This window comes from Chitinibacter fontanus (assembly GCF_013423785.1).
Lineage (GTDB): Bacteria > Pseudomonadota > Gammaproteobacteria > Burkholderiales > Chitinibacteraceae > Chitinibacter > Chitinibacter fontanus.
On record NZ_CP058952.1, the window covers coordinates 3,417,487 to 3,442,979 of the forward strand.

The 25,493-nt window shown below is 51.0% G+C and carries 13 protein-coding genes and 1 tRNA gene; 5 read left to right on the plus strand and 9 right to left on the minus strand.

What is annotated here, in order from left to right; translation table 11 throughout:
- Positions 1–6: 6 nt before the first annotated feature.
- Positions 7–1,218, minus strand: coding sequence for a tyrosine-type recombinase/integrase (locus HZU75_RS16295; protein WP_180307027.1), 1,212 nt, complete (start codon positions 1,216–1,218; stop codon positions 7–9).
- A 176-nt stretch (positions 1,219–1,394) separates the two neighbouring features.
- Positions 1,395–1,485: transfer RNA gene (locus tag HZU75_RS16300), tRNA-Ser, on the minus strand.
- 276 nt (positions 1,486–1,761) lie between these two features.
- Between HZU75_RS16300 and HZU75_RS16305 the strand changes: the two genes are divergently transcribed.
- Positions 1,762–2,430 (plus strand): transglutaminase-like cysteine peptidase, encoded by a 669-nt coding sequence (locus HZU75_RS16305; RefSeq protein WP_180307028.1) that lies wholly within the window; start codon positions 1,762–1,764, stop codon positions 2,428–2,430.
- A 10-nt stretch (positions 2,431–2,440) separates the two neighbouring features.
- On the plus strand, positions 2,441–4,360 hold the full coding sequence (locus HZU75_RS16310) for a bifunctional diguanylate cyclase/phosphodiesterase (RefSeq protein ID WP_180307029.1): 1,920 nt from the start codon (positions 2,441–2,443) through the stop codon (positions 4,358–4,360).
- A 58-nt stretch (positions 4,361–4,418) separates the two neighbouring features.
- Here the strand turns inward: HZU75_RS16310 and HZU75_RS16315 are convergent, their stop codons facing one another.
- The 3 genes from HZU75_RS16315 to mfd all read right to left on the minus strand — a co-directional run bounded on the left by HZU75_RS16315 (position 4,419) and on the right by mfd (position 14,249).
- A complete protein-coding gene (locus HZU75_RS16315; RefSeq protein ID WP_180307030.1) occupies positions 4,419–6,671 on the minus strand; it encodes an alkaline phosphatase D family protein in 2,253 nt (750 codons plus the stop codon).
- 94 nt (positions 6,672–6,765) lie between these two features.
- Complete coding sequence (locus HZU75_RS16320; protein ID WP_180307031.1) at positions 6,766–10,845, minus strand: DEAD/DEAH box helicase; 4,080 nt, start codon at positions 10,843–10,845, stop codon at positions 6,766–6,768.
- Positions 10,845–14,249, minus strand: a complete 3,405-nt coding sequence (gene mfd / locus HZU75_RS16325; RefSeq protein ID WP_180307032.1) for a transcription-repair coupling factor — start codon at positions 14,247–14,249, stop codon at positions 10,845–10,847. The genes HZU75_RS16320 and mfd overlap by 1 nt, the downstream gene beginning before the upstream one ends.
- Before the next feature lie 275 nt (positions 14,250–14,524).
- Between mfd and tyrS the strand changes: the two genes are divergently transcribed.
- Entirely contained in the window at positions 14,525–15,814 is a 1,290-nt protein-coding gene (gene tyrS, locus HZU75_RS16330) for a tyrosine--tRNA ligase (protein WP_180307033.1), read from the plus strand.
- Between the two features lie 108 nt (positions 15,815–15,922).
- On the opposite strand, the gene HZU75_RS16335 is transcribed toward tyrS, so the two are convergent.
- The 4 genes from HZU75_RS16335 to phbB all read right to left on the minus strand — a co-directional run bounded on the left by HZU75_RS16335 (position 15,923) and on the right by phbB (position 22,624).
- A complete protein-coding gene (locus HZU75_RS16335; RefSeq protein WP_180307034.1) occupies positions 15,923–17,320 on the minus strand; it encodes an efflux transporter outer membrane subunit in 1,398 nt (465 codons plus the stop codon).
- The gene (locus HZU75_RS16340) at positions 17,313–20,444 is read right to left on the minus strand and encodes an efflux RND transporter permease subunit (protein ID WP_180307035.1); all 3,132 of its coding nucleotides are present in this window, start codon (positions 20,442–20,444) and stop codon (positions 17,313–17,315) included. Before HZU75_RS16340 ends, HZU75_RS16335 begins: the two co-directional genes overlap by 8 nt.
- A gap of 15 nt (positions 20,445–20,459) precedes the next feature.
- A complete protein-coding gene (locus HZU75_RS16345) occupies positions 20,460–21,650 on the minus strand; it encodes an efflux RND transporter periplasmic adaptor subunit (RefSeq protein ID WP_308419430.1) in 1,191 nt (396 codons plus the stop codon).
- 239 nt (positions 21,651–21,889) lie between these two features.
- Positions 21,890–22,624 (minus strand): acetoacetyl-CoA reductase, encoded by a 735-nt coding sequence (gene phbB, locus HZU75_RS16350; protein WP_180307037.1) that lies wholly within the window; start codon positions 22,622–22,624, stop codon positions 21,890–21,892.
- Between the two features lie 162 nt (positions 22,625–22,786).
- Between phbB and HZU75_RS16355 the strand changes: the two genes are divergently transcribed.
- Entirely contained in the window at positions 22,787–23,662 is an 876-nt protein-coding gene (locus HZU75_RS16355) for an SDR family NAD(P)-dependent oxidoreductase (RefSeq protein WP_180307038.1), read from the plus strand.
- Between the two features lie 108 nt (positions 23,663–23,770).
- Entirely contained in the window at positions 23,771–25,423 is a 1,653-nt protein-coding gene (gene pyrG, locus HZU75_RS16360; protein WP_180307039.1) for a CTP synthase, read from the plus strand.
- Positions 25,424–25,493: the final 70 nt, after the last annotated feature.

Genomic DNA, 25,493 nt, shown 5'->3' on the forward strand with positions numbered 1-25,493 from the left:
GATTTATTATGCAATTTTTAGCTGAAATACTTTTGCTCCTGCCTTGATGGCCTCAAGGTAATTACCCCATTGCTGCATCATTAATGCACGTTGCGATAAATATTTTGCGTGGTTATAAGCCGAAGAAACTGAATTGCGAGGTGAATGAGCCAATTGCAATTCAATATGCTCGTGTGTAAAACCTTGTTCATGCAAAATCGTGCTGGCAATGCCGCGAAAACCATGTCCAGTCATGCGACTGTGATAACCCATGCGGTACAAGGCATACAGGATCGTGTTATTGCTCATTGATTTGCTGTTGCTACGCTCGCTGGGAAACAGTAAAGCAAGGCCACCCGAGATGATTTTGATTTGCTGAATGATTGCCAACGCCTGTTCGGTTAGCGGCACGATATGCGGCGTGTCCATCTTCATCCGTTCTGCAGGGATGCGCCATTGCTTGGCTTCGAAATCAAATTCCGCCCAGCGAGCACCAATCAGTTCACTGGTACGGACAAAAGTATGCGCCATCAGCTGCAGCGCCAGTTTAGTGAGAAGCTGGCCGTCGTATTCGTCAATCTTACGTAGTAGTTCCGGTAGCTCTTTGGCATCCAGTCTGGCGTAGTTGGTTTTTTTTCGTGCTTTCAGAGCGTCGGCAGGTTTGATGTCGGCGGCGGGATTGCGCTCTGCCAGACCATGCGCTACGGCGTAACGTAGAATTTGTCCGCATGTTTCTAATGCACGCTTGGCAATATCTAGCGCGCCTCGTGCTTCAATTTTCTTGACGGTCATAAGTAAAAGCGGAGCGCTAATTTCGGTTACTGGCCTGTTGCCGATTACCGGAAACACATCCGCCTCCAGCCGACGCATAACATAGTGAGCATGGCGCTCGGTTCTTACTTCTTTCCAGTTATCCCACCAACGTCGCGCAACAGCTTCAAAGCTGTTTTCCGCAGCAATTTTGGCAAATAGTTTTTCTTCCTGCCTGTTTTGGGAAGGATCGACTCCTTGCTTGAGCAAGGCTTGAAGGCGGTCGCGCTCAACTCTAGCTGCTCTGAGAGTTACATCCGGATAAACACCCAAAGAAACCATCTTGGCTTTGTTGGCAAAACGGTAACGATAGCGCCACCATTTCGCTCCGGTTGGCTGAACATAGACGGCCAATCCTTCTCCATCCGCCAAGGAATAGGGCTTTTCTTGCGGCTTGGCTGCTTTGATAACGGGGTCGGTCAGCTTCATGGGAAGCCCCTTTGTGAGTAACTTTGTGCAGTTGAGTATAGTTACTCTCATTATTACTCACAAACAAACCGTGTTACTCACGTTGTCCACCGTTAGCAATGGACAACAAAAAACCCTGCAAAGCTGAGCTTTGTCAGGGTTTCATTGGCATCGCTAGGCGATGCTGGAAGTATTCTTGGCGGAAAGAGGGGGATTCGAACCCCCGATAGGCTATTAACCTATACACGCTTTCCAGGCGTGCGACTTAAACCACTCATCCATCTTTCCGCGAAGAGGCGTGATTCTACGTAGCAATCCCTGCTTTGGCAAGCCTTGGGTAATCCCATCACCGCAGCTATATCCTAATTATGTACTTTGTAAAGGGCTGATCTTCCTGCGTCAGCGGCCCGAATGTGGCGGCTGACGCAATTCGCCGCCTGAAGATAGCTCAGAAGTGAAATGTGCGATAGGCTGCACTATCTTGAGCAAATATGCTCCATTGGCGGACTTTGCCTAATCCTGCTGTCGTTTTGGGCGGCCACTACCACAGGAAACCTTTTGCTGATGTCATCTCCATTCGCCCATCTTCGGCGCTGGATATTTCTACTATGCTTGTTGACCCTGCCGGCATGGTCGGGCTGGGATTTTGACAAATTAGTCAAGCTGGCGCAGCAACGCTATGGTGCAACCGCAGCCAAACTAGTGGCAGACACCCAGCAAGTGTTATCGGCAAGTAAAACATTAGCTGAGGCAGAAAAGCTCAAGCGAGTGAACGAGTTTTTCAATCGCCGCCTGCAGTTTCAAGATGACAGCACCATTTGGCAGCAAACAGATTATTGGGCTACGCCACTTGAAACACTGGGGAAAGGGGCGGGAGATTGCGAGGACTTTGCCATTGTGAAGTACTTTGCACTCAAAGAGTTGGGTGTTTCTGCTGAAAAATTGCGTATGAGTTATGTTAAAGCCAAGATCGGTGGCAGCAATAGTACCGTAACCCAAGCACATATGGTGTTGACCTATTATCCAAGTCCAGATGCTGAGCCTTTAGTGCTGGATAATCTGATTACCGAAATCCGTCCCGCCAGTCGCCGCCCTGATTTAACTCCTGTATTTAGCTTTAATAGCGAAGGCATCTTTACCGGCAGTGGCGTGCAACCGTCAGGATCCATTGATCGCTTATCTCGCTGGAAAGACGTTTTGTTGCGTATGCAAAGCGATGGAATAGCATTTTAAGGATATTGTTATGTCGTTATTTCGCCAATTTTGGCTCATGATCATTTGCTCGGCAGTCCTCGCCTTTGTGGTTGCGTTGTGGGTTAGTACGCTCAGTGCACGCGATTATTTGCAAACTCAGCTCTATACGCAAAGCAGCGACAATGCCTCATCACTTGCGCTGTCGATTTCACAGCAGGCGGATGATCCGGCCATGGTTGAATTAATGAGTAATGCCTTGTTTGATTCGGGGCATTTTGCATTAATTCGGATCACCGACCCGCACGGCAAGACGGTAAATGAGTTGCGCAACAAAGAGTTGCCTAGTGATGTACCGAGCTGGTTTGTGCAGCTATTTCCCATCAATGTGAGCGCTGGGCAAGCACTGATTAGCAATGGCTGGAAGCAGGCGGGTAAAGTCGAAATTCAGGCGCATTCACGCTTTGCCTATGAGTCACTCTGGCGTAGCGCGAAGAAATTATTTGTTTGGATGCTGCTTGGGGGTATCTTAACCGGGTCATTAATGCACTTGGTTTTGCTGCGTATACGTAAGCCAATTTTTCAAATTATGGCGCAAGCTGCGGCGATCAGCGAGCGCAAATTCATCAATGTTCCTCAGCCACGATATATCGAGCTGCGCCCGATGGCCGACGCCATGAATAGCATGGTTGATCGTGTCAAAACAATGCTTGACGAACAATCGGCGCATATTGAGGAGCTAAAACGAGATGCCAATCGTGACCCAGTAACCGGGCTTGCTAATCGTAGTTTTTTCATGGGGCGCTTAGCACAGGCTCTGAGTGATGAAGAAAGTGCGCCGACTGGGGTTTTGTATTTGCTGCGCTTAAAAGACTTGGCTGGCGTGAATCGTGACTTGGGCAGGCAAGCCACCGACAAATTCTTAACCGAGCTAGCCACCGAGCTGGCTCATCTCGCAGACCAAAATCTCAACTGGCAAGCCGCCCGCTTAAATGGGTCGGATTTTGCACTGTTTGCGCCCGGGCAGGAGCTCAACCCACAATTTGCCGAGCAACTGATGGCTGAAATTGCGACGCTGGCGCCAACTGTACCCAATTTGCTGGCTATCGGTTATAGCGCTTATCAAAATGGCGAATCACTGGGCGCATTACTCAGTCGAGCCGATGCCGCACTGGCCCAAGCAGAATCAAATGCACACAATTGCGCTGCTGCTGCCTCTTATTTGGCGGCAAAGGCGAGCCGACCCAATAGCGAATGGCAGCAAATTTTACAGCAAGCTATTGCCAATAGCCGTTTCGTTGCCGCTCATTTTGCGGTGCTGGACTTCAGTGGCAAATTACTGCACAAGGAAATGGTACTGCGTTTGCCTGATCCAAGCAGCGACGAGCTATATTCTGCCGGTGTCTTTATGCCATTCGCTGCGCGCTTTGAGCTTTTGCCCGCCTTGGATTTGGCCGCCGTTCGCTTGGGGCTCAAACAATTAGCCACTGACACCGCAGATCTGGCGATCAATATTGCGCCACAGTCGATTTCCAACTTGCAGTTCCGCCGTGATTTGGCTCAACTACTGAGCAGTCAATCAAAGGCCACCTTGTCACGCTTGTGGCTTGAGGTGACTGAGCAAGCGCTGATCGAAGACTTGGAGTCGCTATCAACCTTTATCACCGAAATGCGCAAGCTGGGCATCAAAGTTGGGATTGAGCATTTTGGTCGTCAAATTGGCAGCATGCCGAAATTATATGATTTGCCATTGCATTACCTAAAAATCGATAGCAGTTATATTCATGAGATCGATCAGCAGAGCGGAAATCAGCAGCTCGTCAAAGCAGTTTTAGCGGTGTCACATACCCTAGGTATTGCAACGATTGCCGAGCTGGTGCGTACGGAAGGGGAATGGCAAACTCTGCGCCAGCTGGGGCTCAACGGGGTGACCGGGCCCATTACAGAGCAACCGATGGCACAAGCTGAGTAAGCCGGAATACAAACAAAAAGCCCTGATACACAGGGCTTTTTGTTTAAAGCAGCTGGTTTTAAGCGACTGTTACATCAACTACACCCGATTTCACCACCAGCTTGGTTTCCTTGCTCAGTACGCTGGCGGGCAATTGACCATTTTGCAGCATGTTGACTTTGCGGAACGTGCAGTTGAGCGCATTTGGCGTAACGGTAACCACAGCATACCCTTGTGCATCAGTGTCGGCATAACGTATCCACGGGTTGTTAACTGGTGCTTTGCCAGTGGCCTGATCCGCAAATGGGTTCAGGAAGGGCACGATTTGCGCTGCGGGCACTTGCGTCGGCGAAACCCCCATTTTCGTTGCGATCATTTTTGCCACCAAACCATACAAGGTTTGCGCGGCAACCGATTGCCCTTTCACCGCCAGATTGGCGATTAAATCCGCGATCGTTTTACCTAATTCGCCACCGAGTAAATCATTAAAGGTATTGATCTCGGCTTTGCTCAAATTGGCCGTGGGTTGGAAGGCCGCTGCGGGCACTAAACCTGCGCTAATTGCGCCACCGACCGCCGCCTTGATGGCGGCGCTGTCGTTCAGATTCGTCACACCCGCTTGCTGTGCGATTGCAACGCTAAGCATCTGGATGGCGATCTGCTCTGCACCCGAGTCGCTGCTAAATACCAAAGGCTGCGAGCTGGCCAAAGCCGGGTCGCGTACCGAGCTGGCAAAGTAGTGGTAGAACGAGTCGCTGCTGATGCCTGCGGTGACCAAATCGACCAAGGCGGGTGTATTCTGGCTGTAATCGGCGTGCGCAACACCAGCGTAAAAGCTGTGAATATCGCCAGTGACGGCTACGACATTCTTGATGCTGTTGTTGCGAATGTAATTGAGCAGATCGCTACGCTCGGCGTTAAAGCCATCCCACTGATCGGCATTGAGCACGAAATCCTGCTGCATTTCCGCCGGTACGCCGGCGAGCTTGCGCGCGTCCAGCCGCATTTTCAGCAAAGACACCTCATTGCCCCAGACTTTCCAATTCGCAGGCGAATTTTTCAGCGTGGTTTTCCACCATTCGCGCTGCGGTTTGCCCAAAATCGACACCAGTGCCAACTCGTCGCCCATGGCTTTGCCTGCGGCCATTTTTTGCGCTTCAGCACCGGCCAAAATATTACTCGGCACGAGGTAACGGCTACCGACCGAGCTGCCTGCCGCGGCTTCGGGGATGATGTGATCGGCGCGATACAGGCGCTCATCGGTCATCACCAAGTGCAGCAATTTACCAAACTGGAAATCGCGATACAGGCGCACGGTTTGAAAGCCCGTTGCTTTGGCGTCAAACACCACATCGGCCGGCATAAACTCATACCAAGCTTGATTGGCCGAACGGCGGCGTGCGGTTTCGTGCTTATTATCGCCGCCGGTTTGGGCGTTGTAAGTGCCATTGTCGTAGGTCGTTGCATCGCCCCAGCAATCGTCGGAAAACTCATGGTCATCCCAGATGGCGATCATGGCAAAGCGCGCGTGAACTTGTTGAAGGCGCGGATCGCTGCGGTATTGCTTGTACAGCGCACGGTAATCGGCCAGCGTGTTGGCGTAGCGCGCACCCGATTGACCATTTTTGAACGGGCCATCGGGCAGCTTGAGCGCCGCGTGCGCGCTTTCTACCTGACCGGTCTGGAATGATTCGCCCACCGTTTCGTAAATGTAATCACCCAGATGCACGATGAAATCGAGCTCGTCTTTGGCGAGTAAATCAAACGCGCCCCAGTGATTGATACTCCAATCCTGGCACGACAAAAACGCAAATTTAAGCTGTGATACATCGGCGCTTGCCGCCGGAGCCGTTTTGAAACGGCCAATCATCGAGCGGCTGCCGCCGGCAATAAATTGATACCCGTAGGTAGTATTGCTCTGTAGGCCAGATAATTTGTGGCGTACCGAGTGATCCCACTCGCTACTGGCATTGAGCGTGACATTGGCAACGAGTTTGCCTTGCAATACACCTGTGGTGCCAGTTAAGGCCGCTGGATCACCCTCAAAGACTTGCAACACAATCGTGCTGTCCATCGCTGCGCTTTGGCCGCTAATTGGATCAATTCCGACAGGTAGTGCGCGTGTCCACAAAATCACGCTATCAGCGCGTGGGTCGCCCGAGGCGATCCCTTGCGGAAATTGAAATAGCTTCGCTGGGGCTGGGGTTGTTGTGCTGCCATTAGTGCTGCTTGTTGAGTCTGCTGACGAGCCGCCACAGGCTGTCAAGACTAGGGGGCTGGCAACACTGGCCGTCATAAAGCCGGCCAAACGAATAAATTGACGACGATCCATCTTGTTCTCCTCAAAGATGGCGCATCATCAGTGTTCAATATTACAAACGATCGTTTGAATTAATTCAACAGTAGAAAAACAGCCGAAAATTGTGTTACTGACCTTTTAGCAGTGTCAGAAGTGCCGCTGCATCCAGTTTGCCACTTGCATCCCCCCCTTCAAGCAAGGAGTCGGCGAGGTCTCGCTTATCACGGTGTAGCGCAACGATTTGCTCTTCGATGGTGCCTTCGGCCACCAGTCGGTAAATTGTGACAGGCCGTTGTTGGCCCATCCGGTGTGCGCGATCGGACGCTTGATCTTCGACCGCCGGGTTCCACCACGGATCGAGGTGGATCACGTAATCTGCCGCGGTCAGGTTCAAGCCCGAACCACCGGCCTTTAAGCTAATCAGGAAAATATCGCCAATGCCGGCCTGAAAATCGTTCACCGCTTTTTGGCGCTGGCGGATCGAAGTGCTGCCATCGAGATATTGGTAACTGATGCCTTTGCGATCAAGCCAGTCGCGCACGATCGCAAGATGGTCGACAAATTGGCTAAACACCAAGGCTTTATGGTTGTTGTCGAGCAATTCTTCGGCGATTTCGGCAAAGGCGATCAGTTTGCTACCTGCCATTTGGCTCTCGGGCATCACTAAGCGCGGGTTGCAGCAAAAACGGCGCAACTTGGTGATTTCGGTCAGCACTTGCAGCGGTTTATTGCCTTCTTGCGGCTTCATGGTGTCGAGTTTTTCCACCGCTTGCTGGCGCAGCGCTTCGTACAAATGCATTTCTTCGCTGGAAAGCGGCACTTTGTGCGTGATCTCGGTGCGCGCTGGCAGCTCAGTTAAAACCTGTGTTTTGGTTCGGCGCAGCATAAATGGTGCGATCAGTTTTTTGAGCGCCAATTTGGCGTGTTTCGCGTCGCTTTGGCCGTCTTCAATCGGCTGTGCGAAGCGCTTTTTAAAGCGTTCTTGCGATCCCAGTAGCGCTGGGTTGATAAAGCGGAACAGATTCCACAATTCGCCCAAATGGTTTTCCATTGGCGTGCCAGTGGCGATCATTTTAAAATCGGCGTTCAGCGCCATCGCCGCTTGGCTGCGGCGGGTTTGGCCGTTTTTAATCGCCTGTGCCTCATCTAAAACGACTGTCTTCCACTGCTGCGCGGCGAATGCCTCAGCTTCTTGTTGAAACAGTCCGTAGCTCACAATCACTAAATCAAAGGGTGACAAGTCACTTAAATTGCGATTGCTCTGGAAGTTGCGAATATTCAATGTGGGCGCAAATTTGGCTGCTTCTGCTTGCCAATTAATCGCGACCGAAGTCGGCGCAACGACCAGTGCCGGGCCATGTGGCGCGCGCTCAAGCAGTAGCGCAAGAGTTTGCACGGTTTTGCCCAAACCCATATCGTCGGCCAAACACGCACCGACGCCCCAATGCGCTAAGCGCGACAGCCATTGAAAGCCTTCGAGCTGATAATCACGCAGAGTGGCTTGCAAGGTCGATGGCACCTTAGGCTGGTGCTGGGATAGCGTGTCGAGTTTGGCTAAATGCGCTTGCCATCGTTTGTCGGCTTCAACTTCGCCGGCTTCAGCGGCCAACTCGGCCAGAGCACCGCTGGCGAGCAGATTGATTTTGAGCCCGTCTTTGCTCTCTTCACTCAGCGCCCGCAGCTCTTCGAGCCTGCGGCGCAGATTGTCGGTGAGCGCTAAGTATTCATTGTCACCCAGCTGTACAAAGCGCCCCGGCGCGCCGTCGAGCAGTGATAGTAATTGGCGTAATTGCAGCACTTTGCCATCGTCCAGCGTGATTTCGCCGTTGACGACAAACCAATCGCCTTGCTGCTTAATGCCCATTTTGAGCTGGCTCATCGCCCGCGTGGCTTTGAGACGGAAGCGCTCGCCCTCAGGCCAAACCAATTCGATTTGTTCGGCGGGTAGGGTGCGCAATTGGCTGAGCAGCTCTAAACACAATTCGGGCGTGTTAAGTTGCCAGCTTTGGTCTTCGCACACTGCGTCTGCCAAACTGGTGCAAAAACCCAGAATACGCTGGTGCGCGTGTTTTTCTGCGGCTAAATCGCGCTGAGCTTGGACAGTTTTACCATCCAACTCACCCAGTACATTGGCCGCGCCTTTACCGGGGTTAAACCAGCCGCCATCGGGCAGAGGTCGTACCAAAAACTGTAGGCGCAAGCCGCTTTCGATGGGCAGTAAATGCGCGTAAATCGCTGCGTTGGCGGGTACGCTGTCAATATGGGCTGCGAGCTCTGGCAGGTCGGAGTGAATCGTAATGTGCGGCGCAATGGCGGTGATCGCCTCGACCAATTGCGGCTTGGCCTCTGATGGTACCGTCAGGCCTTTGCCCAAAATGCCGGCAATTTGCGTGATATCCGGCGTAATGCGATACACCGCCAAGCGTGTGGGCGTTTCTTTGCGCCAAATGACCTCGCAACCCGCAATCACGTCGGGGTCGAGTTTGAGCGATATTTTTCCGGTGTTTTCTTTTAGATGCAGCGTAATATCACCAGCGACTATATCAATACGAATATCGGGTGAATCGCTCCAAAAAACATAGGGGTGATTGATGAGTTCAGGCAATGCAGCTTCCGCATTAAGGGTATAGCCTGCATCGCCATAATAACCATAGTCTACGGAGATATACCTGCAGATGTTTTTATCTGCGCTACTCAGGTAGCTCAGGCTGGCATCGCCTTGCATCAGGCGCTTTAAGGCGATCGGGCGGCCTTTGCTCCAAACGCCTTTGGTGTTCACTTTTTGCTCGCGTGGCTCAAGTAAAACCCCAGAACGAGCCGCCGTTAGCAACCACGCTAGCCGTGCGCTGGCGGCGGGTGCTTGTGCTGGCGTTTTATTGAATTGGCTCAGCGCATTAAGCGCGCGTTGCCACACCGGTTCGAGCTTTACGATCTCTATCAGTGGCTTCATGCCGTGTTCTTGGTGCCAATTCGGGCTGGCCCAGTGCGTTTCGTAAGCGCGATCAATCAGCAAGGCCAGCTCTTCACGCAGCCAGCTGTAGGCTTGAATATCGTTTAAGCGTTGTTCAAGCTCGGCTTGCCAGTCGGCATCCAGTGCTTGTTGTTGCCAATACAGCAGCAGCAAATCAAATAGTCCATCCAAGCCCACACTTGCGGCGGGCAGGTGATGTACCTGCGGCGGAGCCTGAATTTGGCTTGCAAGCTGTTTTACCCATGGCAGATGAATATCGTAGACGCTAGAAAAGCGGGATTTATCGCCCGTTTCAAACTGGGTTTGCAAGGCGGCCAAATATTCGCCATTGTGCGGTTCAGCAAATAGCGCGGCGCTATAAAACAAGCCCGCAGCGCCACCGATTGCCACTTTGCGCTTATTGCTCAGCTTTTTGATAGCGCTAATGAGCTCCAACCCCGATTGCACGCCGCGCGCGTAGTGGCCTTTGATGACGGCTAAAGTTACCGATAGCTCGGCCTGCGTTTCAAGCTCGAGTGCAGCGTGAAATTGGGCGATTTTAGCCAAATCGCCTCGCAAAATGGCTTGCCAGCATAGATATTCGGCAATTTCACTGTTTTGCGCAAAACGCTCATTAAAGTTGGCGCAGGCAAAGTGATATTGCGCAGTGGCCGGTAGTAGGGCGCGGCAGGCGTAGTGCAGATAGTCGCTCAGTAGCGCCGCTTGCGTGGCGGGCGAACATAAATGAAATAGCTGCTTGGCCTGAGGCTGGAACAGCAAGTGCGCCGGGTGGCGCGCTAAAGCCTCGACGCTCATGCCATTGAGCCCCATCTGGTACAGCGCTTGGCCACACTCGCGGGCGTCGTCGCTCAGTGCCGCTTGCAGCGCACGGTGTGCCCAACTGCGTTGGCTGCCAGCTTCCCACGGCTGAATGACTGGTTGATGTTTGCGCGTGATATTGAGCCAAGTTTGCAAAGTACCTTGGTTTTGCAATTGAACCAGCACCGCCCACAGCCACTGGCTATCAATTTCAAACCCTTGCAGCGCGGCTGATTTAATAATTCGCTTGAGCATCAAGCGCGCAATGCCACCCTTCACCGCATCGACCGTGAAATGCAGTTGCGACGGTGCTTGTGCGTCATTAACGATGCTGGTCAAACGCGTTTGGGCTAAACCGGCGCCGTAGCAAGCAAATGCAGCCAGTAGAGGCCAATCTTGTTCGTCTAGCTGGCTAAAATCGACTGGGTTCGGGTTCATTAATGTAGCTCGTTAATCAGTTCTTTGACGCGCACAGCCCGCAGTGCGCTCTCGGGCCAATTACCTTCAATGCGCAGCTTGTCTTGGCCGGCGAGCTTGTAGTTTTTCTTGCTTTGAATCAGCGAGATGATCTTCATCGGATCAACCGTCGTTTTTGGCAAGAAATGAATAATGATCGTGTTGTCGGCCGCGTCAATTTTGCTAATGCCCAATGGACCAGCCAACATGCGTAGGCGGTGGCAATCGAGCAGTACTTTAGCCGGGTCGGGCAGCAGGCCAAAACGGTCGATCATTTCCTGATGAATGTCGTTGAGTTCGTCGTTGTTCTCGACGCTGGCAAGACGTTTATAGAGGCTCAGGCGTTCGTTTACATCGGGGCAATATTCATTCGGTAGCAGCGCTGGCGCATGCAGATTGATCTCCGTCGTCACGCCCAGCGGCTGCGATAGATCAGGCTCTTTGCCCGCTTTGAGTGCTTTGACCGCCTGCTTGAGCATTTGGCTATACAGCGCAAAGCCGATTTCCTGCATTTCACCCGATTGCGAATCGCCCAGTACTTCACCTGCTCCGCGAATTTCCAAGTCATGCATCGCCAGATAAAAGCCCGAACCCAGCTCTTCCATCATCTGAATCGCTTCAAGACGCTTTTTGGCGTCTTTCGAAATGCCATCAACGTCAGGCACCAGCAGGTAGGCGTAGGCTTGGTGATGACTACGACCAACGCGGCCGCGCATTTGGTGCAATTGCGACAGACCAAATTTGTCGGCGCGATTCATCAAAATGGTATTGGCGTTCGGGATGTCGATGCCGTTTTCGATAATCGTCGTGCACAGCAGCACATTAAAGCGCATCTGATTAAAGTCGCGCATCACGTGTTCCAGATCGGTCGGGCGCATCTGGCCGTGGGCGACGCCGATGCGGGCTTCGGGTAACAGTAGCGCTAATTTTTCACGCATGTTTTCAATGGTTTCGACTTCATTGTGCAAGAAGAACACCTGCCCGCCGCGCTTGAGTTCGCGCAGTACCGCTTCGCGAATAATGCCGTCGCTAAATTTCGCGACAAAGGTTTTGACTGCTAAGCGTTTATTCGGCGCTGTAGCAATCACGGAGAAATCACGTAAGCCTTCCAGACTCATCGCTAGCGTACGTGGAATCGGCGTGGCGGTGAGGGTCAATACATCGACATTGGCGCGCAGCGCTTTAAGTTGCTCTTTCTGGCGCACGCCAAACCTGTGCTCTTCGTCGATGATCACGAGGCCAAGCTTGGCGAATTCGACATCAGGTTGAACGAGTTTATGTGTGCCGATCACGATGTCTACAGTGCCATCGGCCAAACCTTTGATCGCGGCGGCAGTTTCTTTGCCCGAACGGAAACGGCTCAACTCGGCAACTTTGATCGGCCAATCGGCAAAGCGATCGGCAAAATTCTGGTAATGCTGCTCGGCCAGCAAGGTCGTTGGAACTAGTACCGCAACCTGTTTGCCGCCTGCGACGGCGCAGAAAGCCGCGCGGAGTGCCACTTCGGTTTTACCAAAGCCGACGTCACCACACACCAAGCGATCCATCGGCTGCGTGGTGCGCATATCAACCAAGACCGCTTCAATTGCGGCGGCCTGATCGGCTGTTTCTTCAAAGCCAAAACCGGCGGCAAAGGCTTGGTAATCGTGCAGACTCCATTCAAACGCGTGGCCTTGGCGCGCCGCGCGACGCGCGTAAAGATTGAGCAATTCAGCGGCGGTATCACGCACCTGTTCGGCAGCTTTGCGTTTGGCCTTTTCCCAAGCACCTGAGCCCAGCTTGTGGACATTCACATTTTCGGTTGATCCACCCGAATAGCGTGAAATGACATGCAATTGGCTTACTGGCACATACAATTTATCGCCGCCCGCGTATTCGATCAGCAGCAATTCGGTATCGCCATCGCCCAAATCCATCGACGTCAGGCCCATATACAGGCCAATGCCGTGGGCCTCGTGAACCACTGGGTCGCCAATTTTGAGCTCGGATAGATCGCGCAGCATCGCGTCGGTATTGCTGCGTTTTTGCTGCTTTTTGCCGCGTGATTGAATCACGGCCGGATACAGATCGGCCTCAGTAATCACGGCCAACGATTCAGCCTGCCAGACAAAACCACGGAAAATCGGCGCGGCGATTAGCTGGATTTGATCCTTGCTGGCTTTGGCCTCAATCCAGTTGTCGACCAGTGCAGGCTTGAAGCCATATTCGGCGAAGAATTGTGCCATCGTCTCGCGGCGGCCCAGACTTTCGGCGACGAGCAAAATCCGGCCCGGATAGTGTGCGACAAAATCGGTGAGCTTGGAAATAGGGTTCTCGCTGCGGCGGTCAACATCGAGCGATGGCAGCGGCTGGGTGATGCTGGTCGTACCTGTGGTCAACTCAATGCGCCGATATTTTTTGATATGGCCAAAGAGTAGGTCGGGCGCAACAAATAAATCACGCGGTGGCAGCAATGGGCGATCTTTATCGCCGATATTGAGCTTGTGGCGTTCGGCAATATCCTGCCAGTATTGCTCTGCAGCCCCCGCTAGATCACCGTGCATCGCCAATACCCCGTCGCTAGGTAGGTAATCAAATAGCGTTGCCGTCGCGTCAAAAAAGAGCGGCAGGTAGTACTCGATCCCTGCTGGGATAATGCCATTGCTCACATCTTTATACAGGCGCGCATTGGTCGGCGCGCCTTCAAATACTTCACGGAAACGCTGGCGGAATTTGGTTTTACCTGCGTCATCCGTCGGAAATTCGCGCGCGGGCAGTAGGCGAATTTCCGGTACCGGATACAGGCTGCGCTGCGTATCGACATCAAAAGTGCGGATGGTTTCGATCTGATCGTCAAATAGATCAATCCGGAACGGCAGCGTGCTGCCCATCGGGAATAAATCGATTAAGCCGCCGCGAATCGAAAATTCGCCCGGCCCGTAGACTTGCGTGACGTGGTTGTAACCGGCAAACGCCATATCGGCGCGCAGTTTTTCAGCGTCGAGCTTTTCGCCTTTTTTCAGGAAAAACGTCGTGCCAGTCAAAAACTCAACCGGCGCAAACACGCCCATCGCCGTTTGCAAGGGCACCACCAGCACTTCGGCTGCACCTTGCCGCACTTGCCACAGCGCCGCGAGCCGCTCGCTGATCAAATCGGAGTGTGGCGAGAAATGGTCGTAAGGCAGCGTTTCCCAGTCGGGCAGCTGCACGATGTTTTTTTCTGGCAGGAAAAACGCCATTTCATCTTTAATGCGTACCGCTTCCTGCGCGCTGGCGGTGATTACCACCAGTAATTTCACCTCACTCACATATTCAGCCAGCAGGCGCGCATCACCCGAGCCATGCGGCGTGGCGATTTGCAGGCGTTGCACGATATTGGAGACCGGGGGTAGGGCAGGAAGCGTCATGACAGTCACACTACAAATGAAAGTTTGCGCGATTATATCAGGCTCGCTGATGCTGCTGCGTGTGGTGTGTGGGTTGCGTGTAGATACCCTGCGTGGTATTGCTTGCTGGGTTAATTGAGGTGTATTACACCGCGTTATACCCCTAGGGACTGTTCTGTGGGCAGTATTGCCAGCTGCTGCCATTGGGCTGATCGGCCATTTGGGCTAGAATAGGCGACTTTCCTTATGATTTTGTGCGCGCCTGTGCGCTGCACTGCAAAGCTTCGGAGCCTTACATGTCGTCTACCAGCCTCAATCAAGCCAGCCTATTAGAGGACCTACAAGCACGTGGTCTGATCGCCCAATGTACCGATCAAGCTGCCTTGTCTGAACTATTGGCCAAAGAGTCTGTGACCTTGTATTGCGGCTTTGACCCTACCGCCGATAGCTTGCACATTGGCTCATTGGTGCCGATTCTGGTGCTCAAGCGTTTTCAGCAATACGGCCACAAACCAATTGCCTTGGTGGGCGGTGCGACCGGCATGATTGGTGATCCGAGCTTTAAAGCCACCGAGCGTAAGCTCAATACCACCGATGTGATTGCGACCTGGGTGGATAAAATCCGCGCGCAAGTCTCACCATTTCTGAGTTTCGAAGGCGACAATGCCGCGATTATGTCGAATAACTACGACTGGTTTGGCGGTATGGGCGCACTGGAGTTTTTGCGCGACATTGGCAAGTATTTCTCGGTTAATCAAATGATCAAGAAAGAGGCGGTACAACAGCGTATCGCGCGCGAAGACCAAGGCATTTCATACACCGAATTCTCCTACAGCCTGCTGCAAGGCTACGATTTTACTGAGCTGAATAAGCGCTACAACTGCAAGTTGCAAATTGGTGGTTCAGATCAGTGGGGCAATATCACTGCGGGCACGGATCTGACGCGTCGCCTGAACCAAGAGCAAGTGTACGGTCTGACCTTGCCGCTGGTGACCAAATCGGACGGCACTAAATTTGGTAAAACCGAAACCGGTACGATCTGGCTCGACGCGAAGAAAACCTCACCGTACGCCTTCTACCAATTCTGGCTCAATACTGCCGATGCGGATGTGTATAAATTCCTGAAATACTTCAGCTTCCTGTCGGTGGCCGAGATTGATGCGATTGAAGAGGCGGACAAAACTAGCGGCAAAAAACCTGAAGCGCAGCGCATTTTGGCCGAGCAAGTGACTGCGATTGTGCATGGTGATTCAGCAGTAGAGGCCGCGCAGCGCATCAGTCAGAACTTGTTTAGCGATAGCCTCGCGGCACTGACGCAAAACGACTTTGAGCAATTGGCGCAAGACGGCATGCCAAGTGTTCAATTGCCTGCAGCGGAAAATCAATTGATCGCAACACTGGTGGCGGCTGGTTTGGCTAAATCTAACTCAGAAGCGCGGACGTTTATTCAAAGCGGCGCGGTGATTGTGAATGGCACCAAAGTGGAAGCGCTTGACTACGCCTTTGGCGATGTTGACCGCCTGTTTGGCGCTTACACGCTGATTCGCCGTGGCAAGAAAAATTATGCTTTGATTTCTTGGAGTTAAATACTAATGGGTATGGCCTGTAGGCCAATACCTACACTGACGTTTCGGGCAATACCCCAATAAAAAACCCGCTTCTGCGGGTTTTTTATTGGTTTAAATTTACTGCATTTATTGAGCTTTGGCGGCTGCCGTTTTATCCCAGCCACCGCCGAGCACTTTGAATAACTCAACGCGATAGTTGAGTTGGTCACGCTGGGTGTTAATCAGCGCAATTTGCGCGTCAAACAAATTGCGCTCAGCATCGAGTACTTCGAGATAGCTCGAAAAACCGTTGTCATAGCGCAAGGTGGCCAGTTTGAGTTGGCGATTGAGTGCGTCAACCTGCGTTTGCACCGCGCTCACTTTATTGCCGATAACTTGGTTGGCTGTCAATGAAGTACGAGTTTCAGCAAAAGCGTTTTGAATTGCTAGTTGATAGGCTGCAGTCGCTTGACGCTCGCGTGCTTTGGCTTGATCGACCTGTGCGGCGGTCAGGCCATTATCAAACAATGGCATTGCCAAATTACCGGCAAAACTCCAAGTGCGGGCGCCACTATTGAATAAATTACCGAGCTGATTGCTCTCCACACCCAGTAAGCCGGTTAAAGAAATGCGGGGGAGGTAAGCAGCACGCGCAGCTTCAACTCTGGCTCGATTCGCGCGCAAGCTAGCTTCAGCTTGCGCGATATCGGGTCGGCGCAGTAATAAATCTGAACTCAGCTCTGCTGGGATTGCTGGCGGCAGGGAAATATACCCAATTGCCAGCCCTCGTTCCAGTTTTCCTTCAATAAGTGCCTTGGGTGATTGCCCAGTTAGAATGCTAAGTGCACCTTCTGCATTGGCAATTGAGCGTTGCACATCGGGTCGTGCAGCCTGTGCATTGGCGAGCTCAACCTCTGCTTGGCGGACATCTAGCTCGGAAGTTACACCACCTTTGAAGCGTTTGTAGCGCAAATCATAAGCATCTTGCCGTGATTTGATCGTGTTTTCAGTAATTTGCAGTCGTGCGTCAAAAGCGCGTAGATTGAAATAAGCCTGAGCCACTTCTGCCGATAAAGAGCTGATTGCGGCATCTTGATTGTATTGCGTCGCAAACAAGTCATCACGGGCTGCTGCGCTAAGGTTGCGCACGCGTCCCCAGATATCTAGCTCCCAGCTAACCTGTCCAACCAATTTGTAGTTTTCGGCGTTGGTGTAGGCGGGGACACCCAGCTCTTTGGATTGGGTTGCGCTGCCTGCGCTGCCGTTTAAACCTATCCGTGGCAACTGCTCGGCAGATGTAATCCCCAGTACTGCACGTGCCTCGTCAACCTTGGCCTGAATCAGTGCTAAGTTTTGGTTGTTCTTGAGCGCGCTTTCAATCAAGCGATTGAGAGCCTCATCGTTAAATTGCAGCCACCATTGCTTGGATATCGCCGCTTGCACAGAGCTCGTCGGCAGTTCCGTGACAGGGGGGGTATAGTCCGGCGTGAACGCGCATGCGCTTAATAAGCCGGCAATACATAGGGAGAGTAGGGTTTTATTCATGGCTAGGCTCTCCTGTTGTTGTCGCTGGTTTTTCCGAGCGTTTCATGATCAAACGGAAGAACAAAGGAATAAAGAAGATTGCAATAAAGGTTGCCGCCAACATGCCGCCAATGACTGGAATACCCAGAGCTTTACGACTGGCTGCACCAGCGCCACTCGAAGTTACCAATGGAACACAACCTAAAATGAAGGCGAGTGAAGTCATCACAATTGGGCGGAAGCGCAAGCGCGCCGCTTCAAGTGCCGAATCAAGCAGGTTCATGCCTTCTTCGTGCTTCATGACTGCAAACTCGACAATCAAGATGGCATTTTTGGCTGCCAGGGCAATTAATGTGACCATACCAATTTGGAAATACACGTTATTGGTTAAGCCAACAGCCCAAGTGGCAAGCAAGGCACCAAACAGCGCAAATGGTACTGCCGTAATTACGGCCAATGGCAGGCTCCAGCGCTCATACTGAGCAGCCAGAATCAGGAATACCATGATAATGCCGAACACAAATGCAGTACTTGATGATGAGCCGGCTGATTTTTCCTGATAAGCGGCACCAGTCCACTCCAGTTTATATTCGGTGCCTAGGACTTCTTTTTCCAGCTCTTCCATTGCCTTGATTGCTTGGCCTGAGCTAACACCCGCAGCTGGCTGAATCATCAATTTAGCCGCTTGGAAAATGTTGAAACGCTCTGTCAATTCTGGGCCTACTGAGTTTTTAATATGCACCAAGCTAGTTAATGGAATCATGTCGCCTGATGTGGAGCGCACATAAACATTGGCAATATCTTCAGGACGCGCACGATAGTCTGCTTCAGATTGCATTTGCACACGGTAAGTACGCCCAAACTGGTTAAAGTCGTTGACGTAAACTTGCCCAAAAGTAGCTTGCATGGTTTCAAATACGGTGTTGATGCTGACCCCCAGCGCTTTGGCTTTTTCGCGGTCTAGATCAATATATATTTGCGGAACATTAGCCCGGAATGTTGTTGATACAGATGCAAACTCGGGGCGTTTTTTGGCTTCTTCAATAAAGCGTTGCACTTCACCGTAAAAACGTGCCGTGTCGCCGGTGCCTCGGTTTTGTAGATAACCTTCAAGCCCACCGGTTGTCGACATGCCTGTAATGGCAGGGGGATTAAAGCTGGCCGCAAACCCGTCTCGCAAGCCCATGTAGGCTTTACCTTGCAGGATTTTCGTTAGCGCAAATGAGCTATCCATCCGAGTAGGGCGCTCTTTCCAGTCTTTTAGGGTAATGAATGTAACGCCGCTATTGCTCAAAACCGCACCTGAGAGCATGTCAAAGCCTACAAATGACACGACGTTCTCAATGTTTTTGTTATCCATCAGCATTTTGTCGTACTGCGCAGACACTGCTTGAGTACGTGTTAAAGATGCTGCATCAGGTAGCATGATAGCGCTTAATAAGTAGCCCTGATCTTCGTCGGGCACCAAGGCGCCTGGGACAGCTTTAAATAGCATTACTAGCGCAAGCAGCATGGCTGCAAAAATGCCAAATGCAATCCCTACGCGACGATTTAGAAACGCAACGCCACCTACGTAGCCATTGGTCAGTCGGTCAAAGCTGCGATTAAACCAAACAAAGAATTTTGCTGGCTGATGGTGCGAATTTTTCAGCAAAATTGCGCACAATGCAGGGGTTAACGTCAAAGCAACCAAGCCAGAAATTGCTACCGAAACGGCGATTGTGATTGCAAATTGCTTGTACATTACACCGGTCATGCCCCCCATGAAGGCGACGGGCAAGAACACCGCACACAATACAAATACAATCGCCATGACTGGGCCAGCAACTTCCTGCATTGCCAAAATCGAGGCTTCTTTAGCCGAGCATTTTTTCTCGGACATAATCCGCTCAACGTTTTCCAGCACGACAATGGCATCATCAACCACAATACCAATTGCGAGTACCATCCCTAAAAGGGTTAGTAAGTTGATTGAAAAACCCAGCACCAACATTCCCGCGAAGGTGCCGATCAGTGAGATTGGTACAGCGATACAAGGAATCAAAGTAGCACGGAAATTTTGCAGGAACAGATAGACAACAATAAACACCAATACAATCGCTTCAAGTAGCGTATGTACTACTTCCTCAATCGAGACCTTAACGAATTTAGTGGTGTCGTATGGAATGCTGTACTCAATGTCGTTCGGGAAGCGCTCTTTTAGGGCCTCCATTTTGGCGCGCACTGCATCAGCAACGGCAACAGCATTAGCACCTGGTTGCAGGTAAATACCCATGGCTACCGCTTGCTTGCCGTTCAAATTCGCCAGCATGTCGTAGTCTTTGCCGCCCATCTCGATACGAGCTACATCCTTCAGGCGCGTTTTTGCACCATCTGGGGTTGAGCGAATAATAATGTTTTCGAATTCTTCAACGCTTTTTAGGCGGCCTTGTGTGTTGACCGTAAAGGTGAAATCCACCTTGCTACTGGTTGGCTGTGCGCCAATTTTACCTGCTGCAAATTGGGCATTTTGCTCACGAATTGCACTTAGAATGTCTGAGGTTGTGATCCCAAGCTGCGAAATCCGATCGGGGCGGAGCCAAACACGCATTGCGTAATCAGTGCCGCCGAACATGCTCAGGTCGCCGACTCCAGGAATCCGCTTGATCTCGTCAACGATATTGAGCAAGGCATAGTTGGAAAGGTAGGTCGTGTCGTAAGAGCCTTTGGGTGAGCTCAGCGCAATCACATTTAAAATCGATGTGGATTTTTTCTTAACAGTAACGCCTTGCCGCTTCACCTCTTCGGGTAGCTGTGCCATTGCGGCCGACACACGGTTATTGACGTTGATCGTTGCTTGGTCGGGGTCTGTACCAATTTCAAAATAAACATTTAAGGACATTTGTCCGTTGGATGCCGAGCCAGACTGTACGTAGATCATTTTCTCTACGCCATTAATTTGCTGCTCAAGTGGTGCCGCTACCGTTTGTGCAATCACGTCCGGAGTGGCGCCAGGGTAGAAGGCTGTTACAGATACGACCGGCGGGGTGATGCCAGGGTACTGCTCTACAGGCAAAGAGCGCATTGCGGCTAAACCTGCCAGCACAATAATGATCGAAATCACACTGGCGAAAATCGGCCGCTCAATAAAGAATTTTGAAAACATAATTTCCTCGGCGGATTATTTGGTCGCTTGTACTTGGCTGGCTTGTGGCGCGCTTGCAGGCATTGGCTTAACCACGGCACCCGGTTTTGCCTTGATGATGCCTTCGACAATCACAGTGTCGCCTGCTTGTAGACCCGATTCGATTTGCACCAAACCATTTGCTTGAGCACGACCGACTTTGACGGTACGCGGCGACACTTTGTTGTCTTTATCTACCGTCATCACTAGCTTATCTGCTTGCGATTGAACGATTGCGCGTTCTGGAATGACGATTGCATTGTTGATTTTGCCGAAATCTAGTTGCAGTCGCACAAATTGACCTGGCAGCAACTGGCCTTTCGGGTTGCTAAAAATGGCGCGAGCGCGAATGGTGCCCGTTTTGGGATCTACGCGATTATCAGAGAAGTCCAATTTACCTGATTGCTCATATGTAGAGCCATCAGCCAACTGAATGTGTGCCTTGAGGTTCTTCATGTCATTTAAAGTGATTTTCTTGCTTTTCTGCATCGCTTCCATGCGTTGACGATCTTCCTCGGAGTAGGAGAAAGTCACATACAGAGGATCTAACTGCGAAATAGTGGTTAATTTGCCAGATTCGCCAGAGGTGGTGACTAAGCTACCCTCAGATTGGGCAACAGTGCTGGTCATCCCCGAAATGGGGGCGACTACTTTGGTATATCCCAAGTTAAGTTCAGCTTCGCGTACTTTGGCTTCGGCAGATTGGTGACTAGCTACGGCTGCGGCGTAGGCGGACATGGCGTCGTCGTAATCTTTACGGCTTACTGCGTTTTCTTTGAATAGTGGAATGATGCGATCACGATCAGCGCGGGCCTTTTCAAGTTTTGCAACCTCGATAGAAAGCCCGCCTTTGGCTTGATCAAGTGCCGCTTTGTAGGGTTCTGGGTCAATTTCAAAGAGAGTTTGCCCTGCGCTGACCGATTGGCCTTCAACATAGGTGCGTTTTAACAAAATGCCATTTACCCGTGAACGAACTTCCACATCACGGTAGCCTGCAGTTTCACCGACCATTTCAAAAGACATTGGCGCATCAGTTGGTTGTACTGTGAGGACAGATACTGGTGCAGGAGGAGGCACCGGGGGTGTAGGCTTTTCGCCACAAGCAGAAAGAAGTAGACCGGAAATAATGAGTGTTATTGTTTTTAGCTGCGGTGCGATCTTGCTGGGCTGAGCCATTGCCTTCTCCATATTGGGGTATATTGCGCTAAGACACTGATTAGCTTGCTACTGTAGCCATACAGTAGCTAGTATTGTTCAGTTAATAAATTGCGTGAAAATTACTTAAGAGTTTAACCGACAATTGTGAAGTATTACTACAAGGTACTGCAGTGTAGAAGTACACACAATTAACGCCAATGATTTAACTGTTGCACACATAAAAAAGCCACTCCGAAGAGTGGCTTGCCAGCAACGATAGAGCAACTGCCTTAGCAGGTATGCTGGCCGCCATTAATGGCTAGATTGGCGCCGGTCATAAAACCCGCTAAATCGGAAGCCAAATAGCTAATTAGACCCGCGATCTCTTCAGGCTTGCCAAGACGCGCCACTGGTATTTGCGCAATGATTTTGTTGCGCACATCTTCAGGTACTGCCATCACCATATCCGTGGCAATGTAGCCCGGAGAAATGGTGTTGACCGTAACACCTTTACGAGCCACTTCTTGTGCTAGAGCCATGCTAAAGCCATGCATGCCTGCTTTGGCAGCAGAATAGTTGGTTTGACCGAACTGACCTTTCTGGCCATTAATCGAGGAGATATTAATAACTCGCCCCCAGCCACGATCAACCATGCCATCGACAAATTGTTTGGAAACATTGAATACGGAATCCAAATTAGTGCCAATAACAGCATCCCAATCAGTTTTGCCTAATTTTTTGAAGCTGGCATCACGGGTAATGCCGGCATTATTTACCAGTACATCCACTTGCCCGACAGCTTCGATTACTTTTGCACCCAATGCAACGCAGGCATCAAAATCGGTCACATCACATTCAAAAGCTTTAAATTGATAGCCTGCCGCCGCATTGTCGGCCAGCCATGCAGCTTCTTTGCCAGGGCGTGAATATGTGGTTACAACTGTAAAACCATCGTCTGCCAATTTGCGACAAATTGCGGTACCAATGCCGCCCATGCCGCCTGTGACGAGAGCTACTTTTGCCATTCTTGTATATCCTGTGTTGAATTTTTATTTGCAATAACGATTTTTAAACCGAATTAAGTTAAATCTTGCGCGAAACCTCTATGAGGCTTGCAGATCGTAGCTAGGGGATAGCCCCAATGTAAATGCAATTCGAACGCAGGGTGACAGATTGGATACACTTTAATGACAAATAAAACACGCAGCATATTGATTACAGGCTGCTCGAGCGGAATTGGCTTGGCTTGCGCACATGGATTGCAGCAACTTGGTTGGCAAGTGTATGCCACCGCACGTCAGCAGAGTGATGTTGATCGACTCAAGAGCGAGGGTTTGAATTCGTTTCAGTTAGATGTGGCAAGTAGCGATTCGATTAGTCGCGGCGTTCAATATTTACTTGAGCAATGCCAGGGCAAGATTGATGCGCTCTTCAATAATGCGGGTTTCGGTGTGCCAGGTGCAGTGGAGGACTTGAGTCGAGAAGCGATGAGGCACCAGTTTGAGACCAATGTATTTGGCGCTATTGAGTTAAGTAATGCCCTGTTGCCCATTTTTCGAGCACAGGGCGCAGGACGGATTGTATTTAACAGCTCTGTTCTGGGCTTTGCCGCCATGCCTTATCGTGGAGCCTACAATGCTAGCAAATTTGCGCTAGAGGGCTTTGCCGATACTATGCGCCAAGAGTTGTACGGCAGTGGCATTTCGGTGTCACTGATTGAGCCGGGGCCCATCGTGAGTCGCTTCAGAGCCAATGCCGCCGAGCAATTTTATCGCTGGATCAAGGCCGAGCAAAGTTTCCATCACCCTTCATACCAAGTAATGGCAGAGCGGTTGAATAAGGTTGGTCCAGCCGCTCCGTTTACCTTGCCTGAGCAGGCGGTATTGGATGTGTTGATCAAGGCGCTAACCACGAAACGACCGGCAGCACGTTATCGAGTGACCACGCCGACAACGCTGTTTTGGTATTTGAAGCGCATGCTGCCAACTTCATGCCTTGATCGCATTTTGCTGTCCGCATCGGGAGATGAACCTGGCACTGCTTACGGAAGAAAGAAGTCGTGAGTTTTTATGCAAAACCTGCGAATGCACAATATTTTTAGTTTGTCCAGAATTGAGGTTCTGCCTGTGGTTCAGGTAGAATAGGGGATTCAAACTTGTGCGCTCTCAACAATGACCAAGTATATCTTCGTTACCGGTGGGGTTGTTTCTTCACTCGGCAAAGGCATCGCCGCCGCATCCTTGGCCTCGATTCTCGAGTCTCGTGGCCTTAAAGTTACCATGATGAAATTGGATCCCTATATCAACGTGGATCCCGGCACAATGAGCCCAATGCAGCATGGTGAAGTTTTCGTAACTGAAGATGGAGCCGAAACTGACTTGGATTTGGGCCATTACGAACGCTTTATTACGGCCAAAATGAAGAAGCGTAACAACTTCACCACTGGCCAAATTTACGATTCAGTAATCAAAAAAGAACGTCGCGGCGATTACTTAGGCAAAACTGTCCAAGTAATCCCACACATCACTGACGAAATCCGCCTTTACGTAGAACGTGGCGCCTCTGAAGCCGAAGTGGCTGTTATTGAAGTGGGTGGCACCGTTGGTGACATTGAATCTTTGCCATTTCTTGAAGCAATTCGCCAAATGGGCGTACTGCTTGGTAAAGAAAACACCTGTTTTGTGCACCTTTCGTATGTGCCATACATCGCTGCAGCCGGTGAAATCAAAACTAAGCCAACCCAGCATAGCGTGAAAGAACTACGCGAAATCGGCATTCAGCCAGACGTACTGATTTGTCGCGCTGATCGCATGGTGCCGGATGAAGAGCGTCGCAAAATCGCACTCTTTACCAATGTGACTGATAAAGCGGTTATTTCTTGCCCTGATTTGGACTCAATTTACAAGATTCCACGCGTACTGTCGGAACAAGGTATTGACGACATCATCTGCAAACAATTTGGCCTTGATTTGCCTAAAGCGGATCTGTCGGTTTGGGATGGTATTGTTGATGCGATTCAAAACCCAAAACAAACCGTCAATATTGCGATGGTGGGTAAGTATGTCGACCTGACTGAGTCTTACAAGTCGCTAATTGAAGCATTGCGCCACGCTGGAATTCACACCCGCTCTGAAGTGAAAATCCACTTTGTAGACTCAGAGTCGCTCGAAACTGAGGGCGCTGGTTGCCTAAAAGATATGGACGCCATTTTGGTGCCGGGCGGGTTTGGTAAACGCGGCGTTGAAGGCAAAATCATTGCAGTTCGCTTTGCGCGCGAAAACAATATCCCATACATGGGGATTTGCTTGGGCATGCAGATCGCGCTGATCGAATTTGCACGCGATATCGCTGGCATGGCTGGAGCAAATTCAACTGAATTTGACCTGGAAACTGAATATCCAGTCGTGGCACTGATCGACGAGTGGGTAAACCACGACGGCAAGGTTGAAAAACGCGACGAGAATTCAAATCTGGGCGGCACTATGCGCCTAGGTGCACAAGAGTGTCGTTTAGATGCGGGTTCACTGGCAGCCAAAATTTATGGCAACGAAGTGATTACCGAGCGCCATCGCCATCGCTATGAAGTCAACAATTACTACTTGGCTCGTCTTGAAGCGGCAGGCTTAAAAATCAGTGGTAAATCGGTTGGTGCTGAGCAGTTGGTTGAAACCATCGAGTTACCTGAACATCGCTGGTTCTTTGCGTGTCAGTTCCATCCGGAGTTCACCTCTACGCCACGCGATGGTCATCCATTGTTCAAGTCTTACATTGAAGCAGCAATCGCCTATGCACGTGACAACGGTCGCGAAGGTCTAAGTTGCTAATTTATCCAGGGGTATTGCTCACAAGGTAATACCCTTTGTTATCTCCAAGGCAATACTAATCGGGGTATAT